This window comes from Yersinia enterocolitica, assembly GCA_002082245.2.
Taxonomy (GTDB): Bacteria; Pseudomonadota; Gammaproteobacteria; order Enterobacterales; family Enterobacteriaceae; genus Yersinia; species Yersinia enterocolitica_E.
Genome location: NBTC02000001.1, coordinates 82,634 through 102,864 on the forward strand (window position 1 = coordinate 82,634; position 20,231 = coordinate 102,864).

Consider the following 20,231-nt stretch of genomic DNA (forward strand, 5'->3'; position numbering starts at 1 on the left):
ATTACCTCTGACGTAAGCCCACAGGGAACATTTACAGGCTTTTTGCATCATCTTTGCACTTTTTTACAATAATTCCTCAGAGTTGGCAGACTTGAGGTGATACCTGCCTTCTTATGTAAAATATGATTAATATATTTATGCGTTCATCATGATCTCGTCATGATGTAGAGGTAGGAAGGGTTCTAGGATGAATTATGTGAAAAGAGAGAAGAAATTGGATACCCATGGACACTAAAGACAATACAACATCTGTTGTGTCAAAAAAGGTTTTAAGGGTGCTCAATGGGTTACTTAATGGGTGTGAGTTTGTCATCGATTCGGAACGCCTCCTGGTGGTAGTTGGAGCCGATTCGGGCCCTAACCCATTAGAACCTTTCACCGAGTTGCCTGATGATACACTCTTCATACCCCAAAATGAAGACGGTATAAATTTTGAAATCATCTTCAGTCTGAATGATGAGCACGCAGTGCAACTGCGGGAGCTTAGGGGAGAAGAGTCAACACTACGTAATATATCCCTTAACTGTCGGGTACAGGTTGGTGATGTCATTTTTGCTCTGTGTCAACAAGGTGATATATGGGAATCTGATGTATTACGGTACCCGATTCAAAATCCAATAAGTGATACTACAAAGACTTTTGAAGAAAAAAAACATAACGTTTTTATTAGTATTATGGTTGTAGCTGTTCTTCTGATGGTGTCATTCGCATTTTATTGGTTCTATGACAATATCGATAACCATATAAGACGACTAAACAAAGTGTTGGTGAATAATAATAATGAACTCCGGCTGACACAAGGCAGTGATAAGATTATGTATGTCTTTGCTGAGGACCAGCGTAAAGCAATATGGGTAAATCAGGCTATTGAGCGTGGTGATCATACAAGCGCAGTTAAGGTTATTTACCCGGAAAAAGAGACTGAGCGTATCTATGTATGGCTGAATGATCACATGCCTAAGCTCAAATATTTTCGTTTACAACTCGATAATGCATTAATCCCAAGACTATTGGTCAGCCAACAGCGCTCGCAATTAGCCGTAGGACAAATAGCTGAAATTCGCACTCAACTCATGAGGCTTATGCCCTACGCAAAAAATGTAGAGGTTGTTGAAATTAATGATAATGATTTGATTAATCAGGCTGAGGAAGAGTTGGGTACAATAGGTCTAAAGTTCAAACGTAACAAAGCAAATGACTATATAAGTTATTCAGTAGGAGGGGAGTTAAATGACAGTGAGTTAATCAGACTACAAAGTTTTGTCGATAATTTTTACCATCAGTGGGGGACGGAGTTTATTCGGTTTAACATTGCATTAGAGGATAATTATCTTAAAGACAAATCATTTAGCTATGGTGATTATAATTACGTTAAATCAGGGCCGGGACAGTGGCTTTTTAAAAATTAAGAAAAAAGGAGTAATTTATGAGTTATATTGGATATATTGATAATGTTAAGGAAAAATTTGATGCGGGTGTTCTGGATCTGAGCACTCAAGTCGATAAAGCGCTTGATGATTTATCAAAAAACCCATCAGACCCAGCGCTTTTGGCTGCATATCAAAGTAAACTTTCGGAATATACTTTGTATCGTAATGCTCAGTCAAATATTGTCAAAGCATACAAAGATTTGGATTCATCAATTGTCCAGAACTTCCGTTAACTGATGCTACTTTAATTAAAAAGGAGGGGAGATGACACCGGTAAACTCAATTCAGTCTGTACAGAAAATTATTGAAAGTTATCAGAATGCCTCAGAACGGGATAATTCAGTCGTTTCGTTAGAAGACCGGATAATTCAGTCTTTTGCGGATAAAGCTGTACAGACTGAAAACACTAAAAATATTACGCAACAGCAAATTACCAACTCATCACCCGAAAAATTAATTGAGTTGCAGGAAGTCGTTGCTAATTACAATATTGAAGTTTCACTCATTAGCACCATTGCCAGAAAATCGGTTGGTGCTGTAGAAACATTACTACGTTCATGAAATATTTTTGGTATTTGTTAATAATCCTGCTGCTAAGCGGTTGTAAGCAGCAGGATTTACTCCATAATCTTGATCAGCAACAAGCTAATGAAGTGCTGGCTGTGCTTCAAAGGCATAACATATATGCTGAGAAGAATGATCTTGGTAAATCAGGCTATACAGTGACAGTTGAGAAAAAAGATTTTCCAGCTGCTGTTGATTGGCTTAAAATTTATCACCTACCAGCTCGTCCAGATATTGAAGTGTCTCAAATGTTTCCTGCTGACTCCCTTGTATCCTCTCCTAGGGCAGAAAAGGCGAGGCTGTATTCAGCAATAGAACAAAGACTGGAACAGTCATTACGAACCATGGAAGGGATCTTGTCCGCCAGAGTACATGTTAGCTATGATATTGAGTCTGGTGAAAGTGGCAGGCCCCTTCAACCTGTTCACCTCTCTGTTCTGGCCGTCTATGATAGAGGTATTAATCCGGAACATAAAGTTAATGATATCAAGCGCTTTTTAGTGAATAGTTTTTCCAATATGGAATATGACCATATATCGGTTGTTTTGTCCAAGCGTAGTGAAATACAGCAGCAGACGCCAAGTGCACAAGTTCAAAAAAATAACATAGGTACGGATAAAGTAGTTATTATTATTTTTTTGGCAGTTTTATCAATTGGTTTAATAGTTTTCTGGTTCATACTCAGACGTAGCAAATTATTTACTGATTTTAAGCAATATCTAATCACTAAAAAAGAGGGTTAAAATAGCAATGGCAGGAAGTCTGAATGAAATCCTCTATGATCCACTTTCATATCTGCATTCACAGAGGTTGAAATTAAATTTCTCATTAATTTCAACACCTCTTTGCCGCTCTATTGTTAATGATATGATTTTTGATATTTTTCATCTTACTGTGCCTAATATTCAAGTTAACACTCAGAGTAGATTCTGGATACACCATTGGTATAATATTCCTCAGATAGCCTATCTAATTGGCTGTCATGCAAGCCGTGAGGAACTCATGTGGCGGGGGCGAATATTAAATATCCCACTATGGGCAAAGGATTATTTGAAAATCGCATCATCATACGCGCCTAAATTTTCATCACCACCAGGCGAACCTTTTACGCACTCCCTTATTCTGAACGCCGGCTATTCTGGCCTGATATCCTATATTGAAGGATTGCCAGAGCCTCTCAGACAGCGGATCCCATTATTATTTCCAGATTGTATTGATGGCGTAAACTCACAATTTACGGTTAATCCATTTATTCTAAGGGTGATTTCCCATTATGTTGAAAAAAATAAAGTTACATTATCCTGTGAAGTCTGTTGAAGGTGTTCTTGTTAAACAAGAACAGATGGATCTGAATAAAGATATTGAAACGATAAAAAAACAAACAGTGCAGAAAGCCAAAAACATAATTCAACATACCAGACAAGATGTAGAGCAACTTGCTCAACAAGGCTATATGGATGGATACCAGAATGGAATGTTAACCGCCATAGCCCAAACAGCATTATATATTGGTAGCTGTAATGAGCTTTTTAACGAGAAACGTAATGAATTGATTGAAGATGTCAGAAATATTTTATCGGCAGCTGTAGCTCAACCTGAAATATTGCTTTCCGTCGTTGATGAGTGGGTAAAATCTTTGCCACTTTCAGATAATATGATACATATATACGTTCCTGAAATAACGATGGGTATAGAACCTCGATTAAAAGAGGCATTAGCCTCTTTGTGGTCTGGGCAGATAAATATAACTTATCATACAGATAAAAAATATGTCATGTCTTGTGGGCAACAAGTGGCTGAATTTTCACCTGATATTTTTGTAGAACAAGTTGCAGAGTCTTTGATGGATAAATTTAATTTAATACCATCTGAGTTTCAGAAAGTATCGGAAGATGCACTTGAATCACTTATCGGATACTGCGGAGAAATGCGTACCGGGCTGGCATTAAAGTAAATCAGATATTGATTGTGTATTATGTGGGCCACAATTAAATTTAACTGCTTTTTTCCTTTTAATAATAACTGGGATCATACAGCAAAATCTGTGATCGCTGAGTCCATTTAACAAGAGTAAGTGTTTTTTTGGTAAAGCCAAAATCAAGAATAAATATTTCCTCGCTGTATTCCTTATTTAATTATCTGGTGTATTGATTAGCTGCATACAATCAAGTCAAAACGTTGCTCCGCTTGGTAATGCCTACAATGAGTAGAATATGTATTTTTCAAAGTCATTTCGGTAATGTGCTCTTTAACGCCGGTTTTTCTGGCCTCATAAGTATAAGTGAGCAGAAATACCCGATGGTATTCACGGTATCGAAAGCGGTCACGACCTTTAGGATTTTGTCTGTAACGGTAAACCAGGGCTGACTGATAAAGGGGGCAATGAACGGCGATAGTGGTCACGGACGTACCTTAAAAATCCGTATTTCCCATGAGCTTTCAACTAATTGGAAGCATTACCGTATCCATATAAGCTATTTAGCATAAAATATAATTTAAATTCTGTTGGTGAAAATTTAAATAAATTAATATTTGTGGGTGGGGTGATGATTATGTTAATGCCAATCGGTTAATGATGGCATATTTTTAATAACAAATTTTATTTATTATGTTTCATCTGATATGTACTTTCGTTAAATAAGAAAACAACTTAATAGTGTCATGACGATATTCATCTAAATATTACTAATATAATTAGTTTCATCATAATTTCATCATTTGATATTTGTATTTTTTTCTTATAATAAAAAGACAAATTCAGTTTTCAGTGTATTTAAAATTTAGTGTTATTTTATTTACTGAATAGGACAGTATCATAATGAGAAAGTTAAAAATAATTGTGGCGGATCAACATCCGTTAATGGTAAAAGGTATCCTTGAGTTTATACAATGCTACCCTGAATTATATATTGAAGCCTACGGTTACACTGACCTGTCACAAGCCGTGACACAGTGCAATGTACAAAATGCCGATATCTTTATTCTTGGTGATTTTTCTAATTTTCTTGGTGGTCCAGAACTCGTGCATTGGGTAAATTCCAAAAAAGTAACAGGGTACATCATTTCATATATTGAAAATATATCTACCATGGATATTGATTCATTCATTTCAGCAGGCGCGAAGGGGGGGGTTTCGAAAAGCAGTCATCCAGCCACTCTTAATCGAGCTATAGATGCAGTAAGTAATAATTTTCTCTACTTTGATAATCCACTTATTGAATACAAGAAATTGGGAAAAAGGTATGTGTCACAGCAACAACTTACTGCCAGAGAAAAGCAAGTCCTGCAACTTATCGCAGATGGTATGACAAACAAAGAAATGGCCAGACAATTAATAATCAGTAACAAAACTATTGAAAGTCACAGACTCAATCTTATGAAAAAATTGAATGTACATAATGGAATAGAGTTGCTAAAAGCAGCCCTACGGATGGGGGTCTGTACTATTTAAGTAACTCAATTTAGACTCCCCCTCCGGACTATGTTCCGGATGGGGGATTATTGCGGATCGCTTCTAACTTGTTTAATTGGTCATAAATGACATGTATTTTCTTGGCATAAATCAGTCTTTTTTGCTGATTGTCTTTGGCAAACCCAGCATTATAGGTACCAAGACAATGCCAGTTCATGCCACATTTTTGGAAATGTTCACTTAAAATCGATGAACCTACTTTTATGTTTAAACAGGGATCTTCCAGAAGTTCCTTTTCGTTTTGAATGACCCCTTTACTGATGAGTGATGGAATATGCATTTGGTTCACCTGCATGATCCCATAATCGCGACTGACTACTTTACCTTCCGAATTTCGGTTGACACCAATAGCCTTGGTATTCAGATTACTTTCAACAATCCCTATAGATCTCAGTAATAGGGGGTCAATACTAAAATAAGAACCGGCTTCAGTGAAGCATAGCTTGTTTGCCAACGCTGTTTTAGACGTGACAAGTGTGATAAAAAGAATTAATGAAAATGACAGTGTTTTTTTTACAATAAAAGTAAAAGACATATTGGTCACTTATGCGGCCTCTTCCTGTTTATTGTGTTCATCAATCAGTGCCTGGAAACCTGAAAGCCTTGGGTCCTGGCTCCAAATGTTAGACCAAACGTTATTCTCAAGACGAAGTTGTTGCCAGTAATTTTCCAGTTCTACTCTCCCATACACTATCAATACCAGTGGTAGCAAACTTCCCCTCATTTTATTGAGGTCTGCTTGCTGCAGGAAACTGACGATTTCTGACTTCACTTCGCTACCGTATAAAATATACTGTGTATAAATATTATTGACGGCAAGATAACCCAGATTTTGTTCTGGTCTGATTTTGCTTAAATAAACCTCTGCCTTATCACGCTCACCTTTAAGGGCCATAAATAAAGCCATCATCCCTTGTAATACTGGATGGCTGACTGTGTTCTGCACCATCAATTGGTGCGCAAGTGTAATAGCATCATCAATAGTCGATGAATAATATGTGATCCATAACATAAGTATTCTTGCACCAATCCGATTTGGATCGAGATCAATACAGTGCTTTATGTATTCCAATGCCTTCTTGGTATTACCCGTTAAAAAATAAAACAATGAATGGTAGTAGTATACGTCCGGAGAGTCCGGCATTAATAAATGTGCCTGTTTAAATAACACACTTGCCACTGAACTTTCTCCTTTCAGACCACTTAACAGCCCTAAGATGGCCAGAGCCTGAGAATTACCCGGGTCAATCTCAATTGCTTTATCTATCGCCTTCATCGCGGTATCGATGGACAGTTGTTGATCGTACAAACCAAGTTGTGCAAGCGAGATATAACACTCAGCTAAACAGCAATAGGGCAAAGCATGTTGCGGCTGTGTACTAACGCACTCCTCAAAGATAGTAAGCGCCGCCTGAAGGCTCACTGGCGTGAAATGATACATTTCACGACGACCACTCAAACAGGAAACTGCCGTGTCAAGAGAACTCATATGATGCAATTCTCCATTTTTTAATTGAAAATTAGGTATCTTTTCAATCAACATGCTCACCATTTTAGTCAGCAAAAGAGAGACATGCATGGTAGGGTCAAATTCCAAGCTTTGATGCTCTACCAGCTTATGATCTTTGGCGTGGACTAATTCAATGAACAGCTTCCAGCCACTTCCGTGTGAAACCACTTTCCCAGTGAAATAATATTCAGGCTGCATCTGATTCATAAGGTTAGTAATCGCATAAAAATCATTGCATTCTTGTGTGGCTGCCGCTGGCAATATATCAAGACCAAAACATGCGTACTTGGATAATCCCTGAATCAAGCCATGGTGTAATAAACTGTCATCCATTAATGGAGCCATTTTAAAAGGGAAAATGGCTATGGTGGTAGATGACTTTGCCTGATCACGTAGGGACTGCACTACGGCTACCTGAGCTTTAAAGCGATAGCCTTTGCCATAAACCGTTCCAATATAACCACATTGCTTCCCTCCGCGCAGGAGTTTCCTCAGTGCATAGATGCAACGTGTTAATGATTCATCACTGGCAATATTTTGGGTCCATACCTTCTCAAATATTTGCTCTTTAGTGACAATCTTACCTCCTGCCTCTAGCAACAGTATAAATACTTCAAGTTCTTTTGGCGGAATATGGATTTCTCTATTATGGTGCAACAGAACGCCATCACTCCGCAGAACGAAATCGTCAAAGATATACTGTCGAAATGCATTTTTTTCACCAAAAGTCGGCATGCTCTTATTCCTCACGATCCGTATAACAACGAAGATGTGCTATTCTGCAGTAACTTTAAAACTACTTCATAATTAGCGTGGAACTATCAAAAATGGCTCATTGCAAAAAAAATACCAGATTTAAATAGTGCGTATTACATTAAATAAATGTTAATAAAGTTGAGTGGTAATTAATAATTGACCTGGATCAATGTCTGCTTATATTCTTTATATGGTAAGAAGCTATCATGTTAATTCCAACATAGTCTATTAGATGTACAAATAATTATTTTTATTTTCATGAAATTTAATAAAGTACACAGGTGGAAACACATCCTTCCTCAAAATCGCATATTATGAGTGAATGTGTTTAAATTTATGTTTTTTATTTTGTTTGAAATGTTATAAATGCAAATGGTTACCATGTAGGGAGCCAATACTAATTGTATATTTTAAAAATCATTGCGTTATCGAATGTCATTAAATTAATTATTTTCTTTAATTAATTTAGAGTAAATATTTATATGGATGTTATCAATATAAATATTTACTCGCATGTCTAGCATGAGCATTACTTTTCATTAAGTCAAAAAAAACGTTAAAAGGTAGCGTTTCACAACACACTTTATATCGAAACAGCTGTAGATCATGATAAAAATGACTCACATAAAATCATTTTACCCCTCTAGTTATCATTTATCCTAACAGGTTTACTTCACCTATTAAGTTTCTAAAGCAGGAAAATATTCAGCATAGGTTTCTCCTTTTTGAGGGGGGCTTACCAGCTCGCTATGAAGTGAAATACTGAATTTGGTCACTTGAATGAAATCCGGGAAATCACTGAACACTGGCTGAATGAATATAACAGTGAGCGGCCCCATGAATCCTTGAGTAACCTGAGGCCGAAAGAGTACCAGTTGATGGCTGAAAGCCCGGAAATGCCAAAAAGTACGCGGAACTAAAACGGGTGTGCTTTACTCTTTCCATAGCGTTTCCATGATGGCGTCCTGGACTTTTGTATATGTCTCTTCTCCACTATCACAAAATATTTTGTAATTACGAAGAGGAATTATACTAGGTGACTTGGATTCTGAATTTTCGGGGGTTGGGGCGTCGATTAATTCTGTACCCTCCTCATCCATATCTTTCTTCACTAACTTTTCAAGATCGTCGCCAAGGAATGTTTCATCATCTAATTTTTGTTTTTCCTGTGTGCGTTGATTTGGACCCATTGAGGTTGGTTGCTCACGAGTCATTTCACTCAAATCAACAGTTGGCTCAACAAGGTTATTCTTAGCGTTAAGTGATTCTGCATTATCACCAAAATGTATTGGGGGGGGGCTTATTATCTCAGGTGATTTTGGTCTTGCTACCTGTATATTTTCTTCTGGAGTCGTGGCATTAGCTTGACTTTCCGATTTCGGAGTCGCTGTTGTCTTTTCGAAAGAATTTGCATGATCAATAAAGGACTGCTCAGAATCAGAATCAGAGTCATATATACGCTCGCGGTCACGTTCAATAGCTGCACGCTCATAAGTAGCCATTACTTTATATTTATCAGCTTCTTTGATAATACGTATCCCTCGGCAATGGTTTTTTTTGAAGGCTTCGTCATTTGGTCGTTCGGTATCGATTGTTTCCCTCATTGAGGTGGTGTTGCTCAATTTTGTCCCGCTCATTTTTGCATCTATTAAGATTGCCCCGTTCATATTAGCGCCTTGCAGATTTGCAGATCGTAAATCGGCCCGGACCATGTTCGCACTAACCAGTTGAGTACCCGGCATTTCTGCATTAAATAAGTTCGCATCATCAAAAGAACTGTCTATAAGAAGTGTGTTGTTCAGTTGGGCATTTGTCAGATTTGCATGGTTGAAACGGGCCCCATTCATGCTTAAATTTCTCATGTCTGCGTTGGTTAAGTTGCTGCCACTGAATGAGGCACCGTTCAGTTTTACATTTCTAAATATGGCCTCCGTCATATTTAGGTTATTTAAACGGTTGTGGGAAAGATCAACGTCAGAAAATGATGAATGACTTAGGTTTACATTAGACAGTGTTGTGCCGATGAAACGGGTCTTATTTGTATAATGGGAATCACTAAGATCCGCATTATTAAAATTCGCCCCCGATAAATTGGTATTAGAAAAAGTGGTACCATAAAATTCTGTTTTTAATGCAGCCGTAGCTTGGACCTTTTTTAATGCAGCCGTAGCTTGGACCTTTTTTAATGCAGCCGTAGCTTGGACCTTTTTTAATGCAGCCATGGCCTGATCTTCTTTTAATGCAATCGTGTCCAGGTCCTCGGGTTGATATGGGTCGCAGGATAAATCTGCACAAGATAAGTCTGAGTTATCCATAGACGTATCATACATACATATTCCTCTCATTTTTGCATTATTCAATATTACTGAGTCCATATCTACCGTGTGGCAATGGGCAGAGGTAAGGGTGGCGCGGGTTAAATCGGTTTTTATTAGTTTAGTCTTTGAGATGTTGGTATTTTGTAAATTCGAGTCCGCCATGTTGACTTTATTAAATCCACAGTGACGTATCACAGTGTAACTAAGGTTGACACGCATCATATGAGTGGAATCGAATTGAGAATTGTCCAAGAAGGCATCGTGTAACTGAGCATCTGAAAAGTCGGCACCCCGAATGTTGTTACAGTTTAAAATCCAGGTATTTCCCATTGTTGCACCCCTGAACGTTACACCGTTCAGATTACAATTTATAAATTCGGAATTTTGCAGGTTGGCGTTAGTAAAATCTATTCCTGTTAGATTTAAGTTTTCGAATCGCATGCTACTAAAGTCTTGATTTGAAAGGTTGAGACCTGTGTAGTCAACATCAGAGGTGCTGCCCTTTTCCAAAGACTCTACTATTGCAGCATGCGATAATTTTGAACCATTAATCTCCTCGTTTTCAAGGGTAAACTCCACCGAAGGGGTTGCTGCAGTTAACACCCCCGCAAAAGGGGTTTCAGTGGCTAACGCCTCAGCAGGAGATACTAAAGAATTAGGTGACCGTTGCTCATCGTACATGACCTTCAATTTGTATTGACCAGACGTTTCTCTTCGCAACTCAGCAATAAATATTTCCCCTGTTATGTCATTGGTAATTTTATACGTTAGTGAGGGAGTTGTTGGTTCTTCTGCCTCAAAACTTTTTATCGTTTTGAGTGAAGGGGACTCATTTATATGATATGAGTCTTGCTGGAGGAGTTGCAGACGTCTTTCGCCATAATCAATACGACCTGCTGTAATAATATAAATAATCATTTCGCCGAATGTACGTAACCTGTTAATTTTACTGGTTAGCGGGGTTAATTTATCTTCGTTTTTTACTACTAATTTACTCGCACATAATAATTTGTCTTGAGGTCTTATATTATAATTATATGTACCCATGATATATACCTCTTTTATTAATTTAAAAAAATCAGATAACGCACCCATTGAAAATCCAATCTACACCGACATTAACTAATATTTTCCCATGCGGGGGAAACAAGACTCAAGCTTGCCGTTGTAACCAGATACTTGAGATGGTGTTCCACTATAGCACCCAGATGTGGGGTCTTTACGGGCGGCCATTTTGACAAATTGTGCATAGTATCTGATCATAATGTCTCTGTTGCTCCGAGCTATCTTTATACTGATTAAATCAATATCACGCACCTGTCTCTGCTAATATCAAATTTCAACTTTCTACGAGGCAGGGGCCGATGGATGAAGTTGAATACTTTATGAGGCTGGTAACGTTGTGCTTGATTGTCCAGTTTGTTCATTCGCCTTGAATGTTTAAAATGGGCAGCATAGGAGAGTGTTAAATTTCAGTTAAAAAATCGTAAGCTGTGCAGTGGCAACAAGAAAACCCATATGGAATAGTTGATGAGAACAGAATGAGTTTGGTAACACCTTCGTAACTGATTAAGTGGTTCTGTCGCATTAAGGCGTCGTCAGGTAACATGCTGTTTTTTTACGATGTTGCCTGCCCATGTCTCTCATCCGAAAAGCCTTCCGTCGCCTGCATTACCCCACTGATGTTATCGCTCAGTGTGTTCGCTGGTATCTCGCTTATGCCCTGAGCCTGCGTAACCTCGAAGAGATGATGGCAGAGCGCGGTATTCTTGTTGACCACTCCACTCTGCATCGTTGGGTTATCCGCTTGGTACCGTTGTTAGATAAGGTTTTTCGCCGACACAAGCACACAGTAGGTCGGCGGTGGCGCATGGATGAAACCTACATCAAAATCAAAGGCCAGTGGAAGTATCTGTATCGGGCGGTCGATACAGCAGGTCACACCATCGACTTTTTGCTGACCGCCAAACGGGACTCTGCAGCCGCATTACGCTTCTTTCGCAAGGCTATTCGCCATCACGGCGAACCCGAGGTTGTCACTATCGATAAAAGTGGGGCTAACACCGCAGCTTTGGCCACGCTCAACGCCGACAAACCCGATGAGGAAGCGATTACCGTCAGGCAAAGTAAGTACCTGAACAACCTGATTGAGCAAGATCACCGAAATATCAAACGTCGGAGTCGACCGATGCTGGGATTCAAATCGTTTCGGCGGGCACAAACGATCCTGGCCGGCATCGAACTGAGCAACATGATACGAAAAGGGCAATATCAACATCCGCAAAGTGAGGGATTGTCACTCGCGGAACAATTCTATTTGCTGGCTGCCTAAATAACCGACAACGCAACTTTGGCCAACTTCATGTCACTAATGCGACAAAGCCCATTCGCCTCCCTCCCGAAGAGCAAATGTGCGACTGCTGCAACCAGCCGATGCACGTGATGAGGGAAGAAGTGCGTGAAGAGCTGGAGCTGATACCCGCGCACGTCCGGGTGACCCGCTATATCCGCGAAAAATACGGTTGCCGCTGCTGCGAACAGCACGGTACGGTGGGTAGCGTGAAAGTGGCGCCGCCGGTGCTGGCGCTGTTCCCAAAAAGTTACGCCACGCCGTCACTGGTCGCACAAATCATCATCAACAAGTTCCAGTTCGCCCTGCCGCTGTACCGGCAGGAGACGCTGTTCGCCGGCCTCGATATCCCGCTGAGCCGGCAGACGCAGAGTCAGTGGCTGCTAAAGTTGGCCGAGCGGCTGAAACCGCTGCGAGCGCTGATGCAGGCCGCACTGCTGTCGCAGGAAGTTATTTTCGCGGATGAAACGCCGTTGAACGTACTGAGTCAGGAAAATGGCCAGAGTTACATGTGGCTGTACGGTACCGGCCGCGATGTACGCAATGCGGAAGATACCACGCCGCACCTGGTGCTCTATGATTATCAGGACTCGCGCAGCGGTCGCTGCGCGGCGGAGTTCCTGAGGGGATACCGCGGCTATCTGCAGGTTGACGGCTACGCGGGCTACCACAGCACGGAGGCGACGCTGGTCGGGTGCATGGCGCATGCTCGTCGCAAGTTCGAAGAAGCGCAGGGGGCCCAGCTGAACGCGAAGGTGGGCAAGGCAGTGTGGGCGCTGTCGCATATCCAGAAGCTGTACCGGATAGAGAAAGCCTGTCAGGGCAAGCCGCCGGAGGAAGTTTACCGACGACGGCAGGGCGAATCGAAGCCGCTGATGGAGGAGTTCGCCCGCTGGCTGGCGAAAACCGAGGTGCTGCCGAAGGGTTATCTGGGCAAGGCGATCGGTTACTGCCAGAAGCAGTGGCCAAAGCTGATGCGCTACCTGGAAGACGGACGTCTGGGCATCGACAATAACCGAGCAGAGCGTGCGGTCAAGCCGTTCGTCATCGGGCGCAAGAACTGGCTCTTTACCCATACGGAAGCGGGCGCGCACGCCAGCGCGCTGCTGTACAGCCTGGTGGAAAGCGCGCGAATCAACGGGTTGAACCCGTATGACTATCTTCATGCTGTGCTGACGGAGCTAAAATCGCCGGAGGAGAAGATCGACTGGGACGCGCTCCTGCCCTGGAAAATCACCCTACCTTAAACCCCGCAGTTGATCACTGTGGGGATTTAACGACGCTTACGATTAACAAAGCCGTCTTCCTTGCTCTGGGCATTAATACAGAAGGCCAGAAAGAACTGCTGGGCATGTGGCTGGCAGAAAATGAAGGGGCGAAGTTCTGGCTCAGTGTGCTGACAGAGCTTAAAAACCGGGGGCTTCAGGATATCCTGATTGCCTGCGTGGACGGACTGAAGGGCTTCCCGGATGCGATAAACAGCGTGTATCCGCAGACTCACATCCAGCTGTGCATCATTCATATGGTGCGCAACAGCCTGAAATACGTCTCGTGGAAGGATTACAAAGCCGTCACCGGCGGGCTGAAAACGGTATATCAGGCTCCGACAGAAGAGGCGGCGCTGATGGCACTGGATAACTTCGCGGTTGCCTGGGACGACAAATACCCGCAAATCAGCAAAAGCTGGCGTGCACACTGGGAAAATCTCAATACGTTCTTCGGCTATCCACCCGATATCCGCAAGGCCATCTACACAACGAATGCCATCGAGTCACTAAACAGCGTGATCCGCGCAGCCATCAAGAAGCGCAAGGTGTTCCCGACAGACGACTCGGTACGAAAAGTTATTTATCTGGCGATCAAGGATGCGTCGAAAAAATGGAGTATGCCGATCCAGAACTGGCGGCTGGCGATGAGCCGTTTTATTATCGAGTTCGGTGACCGCCTGAGCGATCACCTTTAATACGGTGGCAGTTACACAGAATTATTTACAGGGTCTTATTTAAACGACAACTACCAGTCAGCAAATTTCTGGTTTAATAAAATTAAAACCGACACCAGTGAAGACTCTCATAATAAACGCCAAGAAATATTTATTCCTCATACTGAGGCTCAATGGTTTTTTGATTCATGGTATGCAACATCTTCTGCCATAGTTTATAAAGAAAGTCGTGATAAATACTATCTAAATGAAGCCATTCAATTTATGAACAGATCTCTTTCACAAATCACTAATAAAGGTATGACAGGCGCGGATGGAAAACCTTTACCAGCCATGGCTTTACCGGAAAGTATCAATTTCTTGCATTATTCCGGAAAAGTGCAACCCGCTCCGAGCCCTATTATTCCATTGAACTGTTCCAAAGCATCTATGACGCTCATGTTCAATCATCTGGGTACAGTGCTACAGGATAAAGTTAACACATTATAATATAATTACTCCCCCCAACCAGCAAGTCTCAAACCCTCTATGTTGAGGAGGGTTTCGCTTTATCTATGCTTTATATAATTTATTTTTTAACGAGGAATAATATGAGCAGTGCTGTGATTATGATCATAATCTATTTATCAGGGGGGTTAATGACCTCTATTTTTATTTACTTTATCTCACAGGAACAGCGCTACTATAGAATACTGGGCTCTGTATTAACTGGCTTAACATGGTCCTTGAGTCTGATACCTGCACTTTTATTTTCCATACTTTGAACCGTTGTTATTTATCTGATTAGGGTAAGTATTCCGGGTAATGTCTCCAATTGGTTAAACTTGATGTATAATGTTCACTGGTGAGGTTTTCTCATGTCCAGCGTTAATGTTCATTGTCCTCGTTGTCAGTCCACTCAGGTTTACCGCCATGGTCAGACCCTAAAGACCATGACAGATTTCGTTGTCGTGACTGCCATCGCGTATTTCTGCTCACTTACACCTACGAAGCCTGTAAGCCGGGTGTCAAGGAGCAGATCAACGAAATGGCTTTCAACGGTCCCGGAGTTCATGATACCGCAAGGACGCTGAAAATCGGCATTAACACTGTCATTCGCACGTTAAAAAACTCGCCCCACGACGAATAACACCCTCTCAGGTCGCTCATGCTGACGTGACGCTTATCGGCAAACTCGACGAACAATGGAGTTTTGTCGGCAACAAAGCTCATCAGCATTGGTAGTGGTACGCGTACAATACCAAATCAGGTGGAATACTGGCCTATACGTTCGGTCCGCGTACTGATAAAACCTTCCGTAAACTGCTGGTTCTGCTTGTCCCCCTTTAATATCGAGATGATAACCCGCTATGCCAGAGAAATACCGAAGGCTAAACATCCGACTGGAAAAATATTCACTTAGCGTATTGAACGCAATAACCTGACATTAATAACCCGTATTAAACGTCTGGTCCGAAAAACAATCTACTTCGCAAGTTCGATTGAGTTGTATGAAAAAGTCATTGGTGCATTCGTTGAAAAATATATGTTCTACTAATTGGAGTCATTACCGTTTTCCGCCGGTCACCCTGATATCTTTCATTGTAGTTAAATTAACACTCAGCACCTACCACTTTATTATTTATTACTGGACTTAAGAAATCCCACCATTAAAACCTTATGATTTTTTATTAAAATTAATGTATAAATGGTTTATATTAATGTGAAATTTTATATTATGGGAAATGAAACATAAAAAAGCCAAAACAATCAAGGTAATATATATCCTGATAAAAAGTAATATATCAGGTAAATATTTAAAACTCACCCTATCTGTTCTCAAATTTCATCTATACCATTACTAACCCAATGTCAAAATTTTCATTCCGCCCCTACTTACTTATCTCATTAGTAATAATGATAACACGCGACTCTTAAGTTTAAGACTTATCTTAATCAATATTTTACATATGTTGTTGCATTTTTCTATGCTGGATATTGCACCATCTGTTCTTCGAAAACTTTTTTCCTGCACTTGGAAATGGTAAAGTCATGACCATAATTGATCGTATAGATCTGTTGTCGGGGAACTTGCAGTACAAGCCACCGAGTCAGCCCAGTGACACAGGAGATTATTAGCAATGTTTTTGGGAATGTTTCAACTTAATGATAATGATAATGATAATGATAAAGCTAGATTTGACCACTTACTGATGGTTGCAAAAGTTCTACCTAAAAAAGCCCTTCCCGAACTGCTCCGAGCGATTGTACAACCGGAACAAAATGACTTTATTTTGACGGTGAATCAAGAGGATGTGCAAGCTCGTAGAGATGAAAGTTTTTTCTTTTTTGATGGTATCCAGCAGAAAATAGATATCGAACGAATGCAACAGCAAGAAAAAAACAAAAATGATTATCCACTCTCTTTAGCAACAGATATGGTACTTCCTTGGACCTGGAGTCTGAGGCGGTATATTGATAACCAGTCAACATTGAAAAATCAAAAAACTGAATCGTGGACATATGATCACCTAAATCATGATGTAACCCTTTGGTTACCGTGGGAGATTGGTTTTGTTAAAAGCAGAGATAACGCTATAACGGACAACATTGTATCCAAAAAGCGAGTTTTAATACCTGACCGCGTTTATGACATGTCTTTTCTCTTCGAAACTATAAAATCTGATGGTATTTACTGGTATGTCAATGGCAAAAAAGAGGAGAAAGTCAGTTCCTACCGCAGTGCTGCCTTTTTTGAAATTGGACGACTTATAGAACAATCATAAGAGAAGCACGGCTCCTTACGGAATATAAACAGCGTGTTCATGAAGTAAGTAAAAATACATAAAAATCAAGCTCATCAGGATGTTGCTCAATAGTAAGATGGCACTGTTCGATGAGCGCAATTATACCTGCGATGTCACCAGTGGCACGTATCGTTAATGGTTTAATCAGCACACCATTATCATTGAATGAAGAACGGAGTTCAGCTTTTGGGGTATATATCGCGTTGGCAGCTGATGAGGCGTGCCAGTGAGCACTCCATTCACGCTGTGATAGTAAAAAATTCTGCCAACCCATCGTTTTTAGTGTTTCAATAAAATAAGTAAAGCGAAACAACAAACTTTGAGCTGCAAGATCACCCATGCTAGAGCGATAAATGAACTCAATTTTACGGTGTAAATTAGCACTAAAACCGTACTTTTTTCCTTGTGCCAATAGCCAGGTTATATCGGAAACAATCGTTTTTGAAAACAAGTGACGTTTTTGTGCGAAGTGAAGCCATTGCATGATGAAAAGATGTCGCTCTAGGTCGGATAATGCTTTGCCCGGCTTTGTCGCATTAGTGACATGAAGTTGGCCAAAGTTGCGTTGTCGGTTATTTAGGCAGCCAGCAAATAGAATTGTTCCGCGAGTGACAATCCCTCACTTTGCGGATGTTGATATTGCCCTTTTCGTATCATGTTGCTCAGTTCGATGCCGGCCAGGATCGTTTGTGCCCGCCGAAACGATTTGAATCCCAGCATCGGTCGACTCCGACGTTTGATATTTCGGTGATCTTGCTCAATCAGGTTGTTCAGGTACTTACTTTGCCTGACGGTAATCGCTTCCTCATCGGGTTTGTCGGCGTTGAGCGTGGCCAAAGCTGCGGTGTTAGCCCCACTTTTATCGATAGTGACAACCTCGGGTTCGCCGTGATGGCGAATAGCCTTGCGAAAGAAGCGTAATGCGGCTGCAGAGTCCCGTTTGGCGGTCAGCAAAAAGTCGATGGTGTGACCTGCTGTATCGACCGCCCGATACAGATACTTCCACTGGCCTTTGATTTTGATGTAGGTTTCATCCATGCGCCACCGCCGACCTACTGTGTGCTTGTGTCGGCGAAAAACCTTATCTAACAACGGTACCAAGCGGATAACCCAACGATGCAGAGTGGAGTGGTCAACAAGAATACCGCGCTCTGCCATCATCTCTTCGAGGTTACGCAGGCTCAGGGCATAAGCGAGATACCAGCGAACACACTGAGCGATAACATCAGTGGGGTAATGCAGGCGACGGAAGGCTTTTCGGATGAGAGACATGGGCAGGCAACATCGTAAAAAAACAGCATGTTACCTGACGACGCCTTAATGCGACAGAACCATTAAAATTGTGTAATTGCCTGTTTTTGGTATGTTCACTCCAGTAACGGAGACAGGCAAATTATGGACGAAAAGAAACTCAAGGCCTTCGCGGCTGAACTGGCTAAAGGCCTTAAAACCGAAGCCGACCTCAATGCATTTTCCCGCATGCTGACGAAGTTAACCGTCGAAACGGCGCTCAATGCCGAGCTGACTGACCATCTGGGGCATGAGAAAAATGCCCCGAAAGCAGGCTCGAATACCCGCAACGGCTATTCATCCAAAACGTTGTTGTTCGACGACGGTGAAATCGAACTGAACACGCCTCGCGACCGAGAAAACACCTTCAGGTCTTCCGCAACTTGGGTGGTTCAGATCATGCAAGGGAACTCATCACTCGCCGTCTCAGCAGCTCGAACCCGGCACGACCATACATTTGGCGTTTCAACATCTTCAGTCGGTTTACATGCCCCTCAACGACCCCGTTACTCCATCTGCAACAGATAGCTTCAACTATTGCGGCTGCATCAGATTCCATTCCTGCAGCAACCCGTTGGAGGTCAATCAGTCCGCTTTTGCTTACATTGATGAACCACGGGTTTAACAGTGTTTTATTTTTCGTTTTCAGCATTCTGTAGAAGTCGAGTGCCAGCTGCTGTGCCGTTTTCAACTGAGGCTCTTTTTCGCACATCAACCTGATGAACCGTGATGCGTAGTTTTCTTCCCCTTTGATTATTCTCCAGGGCATCAGCCAGCGGCTGACCCTTGAGGCTGAGGGACGACGGACTGAAGCCGAAATCGGATCTGACACACCTTTACGCCATCTGGCAATGGCATCTCTGACCGTTGTCTCACTGCCGGCGAAGCCCATCGCGGCCATTTCACGCCATATTAGGCTGGCGTTATGGTTGCCATTTTCACGTTGTTGTTCGTAAGCGTCGTTGGAACCACACCTATTTTTGGGTTCTGTCGCATTAAGGCGTCGTCAGGTAACATGCTGTTTTTTTACGATGTTGCCTGCCCATGTCTCTCATCCGAAAAGCCTTCCGTCGCCTGCATTACCCCACTGATGTTATCGCTCAGTGTGTTCGCTGGTATCTCGCTTATGCCCTGAGCCTGCGTAACCTCGAAGAGATGATGGCAGAGCGCGGTATTCTTGTTGACCACTCCACTCTGCATCGTTGGGTTATCCGCTTGGTACCGTTGTTAGATAAGGTTTTTCGCCGACACAAGCACACAGTAGGTCGGCGGTGGCGCATGGATGAAACCTACATCAAAATCAAAGGCCAGTGGAAGTATCTGTATCGGGCGGTCGATACAGCAGGTCACACCATCGACTTTTTGCTGACCGCCAAACGGGACTCTGCAGCCGCATTACGCTTCTTTCGCAAGGCTATTCGCCATCACGGCGAACCCGAGGTTGTCACTATCGATAAAAGTGGGGCTAACACCGCAGCTTTGGCCACGCTCAACGCCGACAAACCCGATGAGGAAGCGATTACCGTCAGGCAAAGTAAGTACCTGAACAACCTGATTGAGCAAGATCACCGAAATATCAAACGTCGGAGTCGACCGATGCTGGGATTCAAATCGTTTCGGCGGGCACAAACGATCCTGGCCGGCATCGAACTGAGCAACATGATACGAAAAGGGCAATATCAACATCCGCAAAGTGAGGGATTGTCACTCGCGGAACAATTCTATTTGCTGGCTGCCTAAATAACCGACAACGCAACTTTGGCCAACTTCATGTCACTAATGCGACAAAGCCATTTTAATTACAGTCTCGACA

General features: G+C 41.9%; 18 protein-coding genes and 6 pseudogenes. 17 read left to right on the forward strand and 7 right to left on the reverse strand.

Annotated elements, in window-relative coordinates:
- Positions 1-224: 224 nt before the first annotated feature.
- The 6 genes from A6J66_000430 to A6J66_000455 are packed head-to-tail and all read left to right on the forward strand — an operon-like array spanning position 225 to position 3,948.
- Complete coding sequence (locus A6J66_000430; GenBank protein PNM27199.1) at positions 225-1,409, forward strand: PrgH/EprH family type III secretion apparatus protein; 1,185 nt, start codon at positions 225-227, stop codon at positions 1,407-1,409.
- 17 nt (positions 1,410-1,426) lie between these two features.
- Entirely contained in the window at positions 1,427-1,663 is a 237-nt protein-coding gene (locus tag A6J66_000435) for a type III secretion system needle complex protein (GenBank protein PNM27200.1), read from the forward strand.
- A gap of 31 nt (positions 1,664-1,694) precedes the next feature.
- Positions 1,695-1,991, forward strand: coding sequence for a type III secretion system protein PrgJ (locus A6J66_000440; GenBank protein ID PNM27201.1), 297 nt, complete (start codon positions 1,695-1,697; stop codon positions 1,989-1,991).
- On the forward strand, positions 1,988-2,737 hold the full coding sequence (locus A6J66_000445; GenBank protein ID PNM27202.1) for an EscJ/YscJ/HrcJ family type III secretion inner membrane ring protein: 750 nt from the start codon (positions 1,988-1,990) through the stop codon (positions 2,735-2,737). Before A6J66_000440 ends, A6J66_000445 begins: the two co-directional genes overlap by 4 nt.
- Positions 2,738-2,744: 7 nt before the next feature.
- Positions 2,745-3,311 carry a type III secretion apparatus protein OrgA/MxiK gene (locus A6J66_000450; protein PNM27203.1) on the forward strand — a complete coding sequence of 189 codons (567 nt, stop codon included), beginning with the start codon at positions 2,745-2,747 and terminating at the stop codon, positions 3,309-3,311.
- On the forward strand, positions 3,268-3,948 hold the full coding sequence (locus A6J66_000455; GenBank protein PNM27204.1) for a hypothetical protein: 681 nt from the start codon (positions 3,268-3,270) through the stop codon (positions 3,946-3,948). Before A6J66_000450 ends, A6J66_000455 begins: the two co-directional genes overlap by 44 nt.
- 197 nt (positions 3,949-4,145) lie before the next feature.
- Here A6J66_000455 and A6J66_000460 read toward each other — a convergent pair whose 3' ends face one another.
- Positions 4,146-4,397: a hypothetical protein gene (locus A6J66_000460; protein ID PNM27205.1), complete on the reverse strand. Its 252-nt coding sequence runs from the start codon at positions 4,395-4,397 to the stop codon at positions 4,146-4,148.
- A 415-nt stretch (positions 4,398-4,812) separates the two neighbouring features.
- On the opposite strand from A6J66_000460, the gene A6J66_000465 reads away from it, so the two are divergent.
- Positions 4,813-5,445 carry a DNA-binding response regulator gene (locus tag A6J66_000465; GenBank protein PNM27206.1) on the forward strand — a complete coding sequence of 211 codons (633 nt, stop codon included), beginning with the start codon at positions 4,813-4,815 and terminating at the stop codon, positions 5,443-5,445.
- A 28-nt stretch (positions 5,446-5,473) separates the two neighbouring features.
- Here A6J66_000465 and A6J66_000470 read toward each other — a convergent pair whose 3' ends face one another.
- On the reverse strand, positions 5,474-6,001 hold the full coding sequence (locus A6J66_000470; protein ID PNM27324.1) for a lytic transglycosylase: 528 nt from the start codon (positions 5,999-6,001) through the stop codon (positions 5,474-5,476).
- Positions 6,002-6,010: 9 nt separating this feature from the next.
- Positions 6,011-7,711 carry a transcriptional regulator HilA gene (locus tag A6J66_000475; protein ID PNM27207.1) on the reverse strand — a complete coding sequence of 567 codons (1,701 nt, stop codon included), beginning with the start codon at positions 7,709-7,711 and terminating at the stop codon, positions 6,011-6,013.
- 797 nt (positions 7,712-8,508) lie between these two features.
- Between A6J66_000475 and A6J66_000480 the strand changes: the two are divergent.
- Positions 8,509-8,652: pseudogene (locus A6J66_000480) on the forward strand (IS3 family transposase).
- Between the two features lie 12 nt (positions 8,653-8,664).
- Here A6J66_000480 and A6J66_000485 read toward each other — a convergent pair.
- Positions 8,665-11,145: a hypothetical protein gene (locus A6J66_000485; GenBank protein PNM27208.1), complete on the reverse strand. Its 2,481-nt coding sequence runs from the start codon at positions 11,143-11,145 to the stop codon at positions 8,665-8,667.
- Positions 11,146-11,686: 541 nt separating this feature from the next.
- Between A6J66_000485 and A6J66_000490 the strand changes: the two genes are divergently transcribed.
- The 7 genes and pseudogenes from A6J66_000490 to A6J66_000520 all read left to right on the forward strand — a co-directional run bounded on the left by A6J66_000490 (position 11,687) and on the right by A6J66_000520 (position 17,107).
- Complete coding sequence (locus A6J66_000490) at positions 11,687-12,382, forward strand: DDE domain-containing protein (protein PNM27209.1); 696 nt, start codon at positions 11,687-11,689, stop codon at positions 12,380-12,382.
- 77 nt (positions 12,383-12,459) lie between these two features.
- The gene (locus A6J66_000495) at positions 12,460-13,647 is read left to right on the forward strand and encodes an IS66 family transposase (GenBank protein ID PNM27210.1); all 1,188 of its coding nucleotides are present in this window, start codon (positions 12,460-12,462) and stop codon (positions 13,645-13,647) included.
- A gap of 41 nt (positions 13,648-13,688) precedes the next feature.
- Positions 13,689-14,363, forward strand: a pseudogene (locus A6J66_000500) (IS256 family transposase).
- A gap of 45 nt (positions 14,364-14,408) precedes the next feature.
- Positions 14,409-14,831, forward strand: a pseudogene (locus tag A6J66_000505) (hypothetical protein).
- A 65-nt stretch (positions 14,832-14,896) separates the two neighbouring features.
- Complete coding sequence (locus A6J66_000510) at positions 14,897-15,106, forward strand: GhoT/OrtT family toxin (protein ID PNM27211.1); 210 nt, start codon at positions 14,897-14,899, stop codon at positions 15,104-15,106.
- A gap of 93 nt (positions 15,107-15,199) precedes the next feature.
- Positions 15,200-15,879: pseudogene (locus tag A6J66_000515) on the forward strand (IS1 family transposase).
- A 583-nt stretch (positions 15,880-16,462) separates the two neighbouring features.
- The gene (locus A6J66_000520; GenBank protein PNM27212.1) at positions 16,463-17,107 is read left to right on the forward strand and encodes a hypothetical protein; all 645 of its coding nucleotides are present in this window, start codon (positions 16,463-16,465) and stop codon (positions 17,105-17,107) included.
- Positions 17,108-17,144: 37 nt separating this feature from the next.
- Here A6J66_000520 and A6J66_000525 read toward each other — a convergent pair whose 3' ends face one another.
- Together A6J66_000525 and A6J66_000530 are read right to left on the reverse strand one after the other, a co-directional pair.
- Positions 17,145-17,744, reverse strand: coding sequence for a DUF2913 domain-containing protein (locus A6J66_000525; GenBank protein ID PNM27213.1), 600 nt, complete (start codon positions 17,742-17,744; stop codon positions 17,145-17,147).
- Positions 17,705-18,400 carry a DDE domain-containing protein gene (locus A6J66_000530; GenBank protein ID PNM27214.1) on the reverse strand — a complete coding sequence of 232 codons (696 nt, stop codon included), beginning with the start codon at positions 18,398-18,400 and terminating at the stop codon, positions 17,705-17,707. Before A6J66_000530 ends, A6J66_000525 begins: the two co-directional genes overlap by 40 nt.
- Before the next feature lie 123 nt (positions 18,401-18,523).
- Between A6J66_000530 and A6J66_000535 the strand changes: the two are divergent.
- Positions 18,524-18,787, forward strand: a pseudogene (locus A6J66_000535) (IS256 family transposase).
- 28 nt (positions 18,788-18,815) lie between these two features.
- On the opposite strand, the pseudogene A6J66_000540 reads toward A6J66_000535, so the two are convergent.
- Positions 18,816-19,370, reverse strand: a pseudogene (locus A6J66_000540) (ISL3 family transposase).
- A gap of 92 nt (positions 19,371-19,462) precedes the next feature.
- On the opposite strand from A6J66_000540, the gene A6J66_000545 reads away from it, so the two are divergent.
- Positions 19,463-20,158, forward strand: a complete 696-nt coding sequence (locus tag A6J66_000545) for a DDE domain-containing protein (GenBank protein ID PNM27215.1) — start codon at positions 19,463-19,465, stop codon at positions 20,156-20,158.
- The last annotated feature ends 73 nt before the right edge of the window (positions 20,159-20,231 follow it).

What these genes read in the sequence shown, in the direction of transcription:
- A6J66_000430 (PNM27199.1), top strand. Translation starts at nt 225, where the DNA reads ATGGACACTAAAGACAATACAACATCTGTTGTGTCAAAAAAGGTTTTA.
- A6J66_000435 (PNM27200.1), top strand. Translation starts at nt 1,427, where the DNA reads ATGAGTTATATTGGATATATTGATAATGTTAAGGAAAAATTTGATGCG.
- A6J66_000440 (PNM27201.1), top strand. Translation starts at nt 1,695, where the DNA reads ATGACACCGGTAAACTCAATTCAGTCTGTACAGAAAATTATTGAAAGT.
- A6J66_000445 (PNM27202.1), top strand. Translation starts at nt 1,988, where the DNA reads ATGAAATATTTTTGGTATTTGTTAATAATCCTGCTGCTAAGCGGTTGT.
- A6J66_000450 (PNM27203.1), top strand. Translation starts at nt 2,745, where the DNA reads ATGGCAGGAAGTCTGAATGAAATCCTCTATGATCCACTTTCATATCTG.
- A6J66_000455 (PNM27204.1), top strand. Translation starts at nt 3,268, where the DNA reads ATGTTGAAAAAAATAAAGTTACATTATCCTGTGAAGTCTGTTGAAGGT.
- A6J66_000465 (PNM27206.1), top strand. Translation starts at nt 4,813, where the DNA reads ATGAGAAAGTTAAAAATAATTGTGGCGGATCAACATCCGTTAATGGTA.
- A6J66_000470 (PNM27324.1), bottom strand. Translation starts at nt 6,001, where the DNA reads ATGTCTTTTACTTTTATTGTAAAAAAAACACTGTCATTTTCATTAATT.
- A6J66_000475 (PNM27207.1), bottom strand. Translation starts at nt 7,711, where the DNA reads ATGCCGACTTTTGGTGAAAAAAATGCATTTCGACAGTATATCTTTGAC.
- A6J66_000485 (PNM27208.1), bottom strand. Translation starts at nt 11,145, where the DNA reads ATGGGTGCGTTATCTGATTTTTTTAAATTAATAAAAGAGGTATATATC.
- A6J66_000490 (PNM27209.1), top strand. Translation starts at nt 11,687, where the DNA reads ATGTCTCTCATCCGAAAAGCCTTCCGTCGCCTGCATTACCCCACTGAT.
- A6J66_000495 (PNM27210.1), top strand. Translation starts at nt 12,460, where the DNA reads ATGTGCGACTGCTGCAACCAGCCGATGCACGTGATGAGGGAAGAAGTG.
- A6J66_000510 (PNM27211.1), top strand. Translation starts at nt 14,897, where the DNA reads ATGCTTTATATAATTTATTTTTTAACGAGGAATAATATGAGCAGTGCT.
- A6J66_000520 (PNM27212.1), top strand. Translation starts at nt 16,463, where the DNA reads ATGTTTTTGGGAATGTTTCAACTTAATGATAATGATAATGATAATGAT.
- A6J66_000530 (PNM27214.1), bottom strand. Translation starts at nt 18,400, where the DNA reads ATGTCTCTCATCCGAAAAGCCTTCCGTCGCCTGCATTACCCCACTGAT.
- A6J66_000545 (PNM27215.1), top strand. Translation starts at nt 19,463, where the DNA reads ATGTCTCTCATCCGAAAAGCCTTCCGTCGCCTGCATTACCCCACTGAT.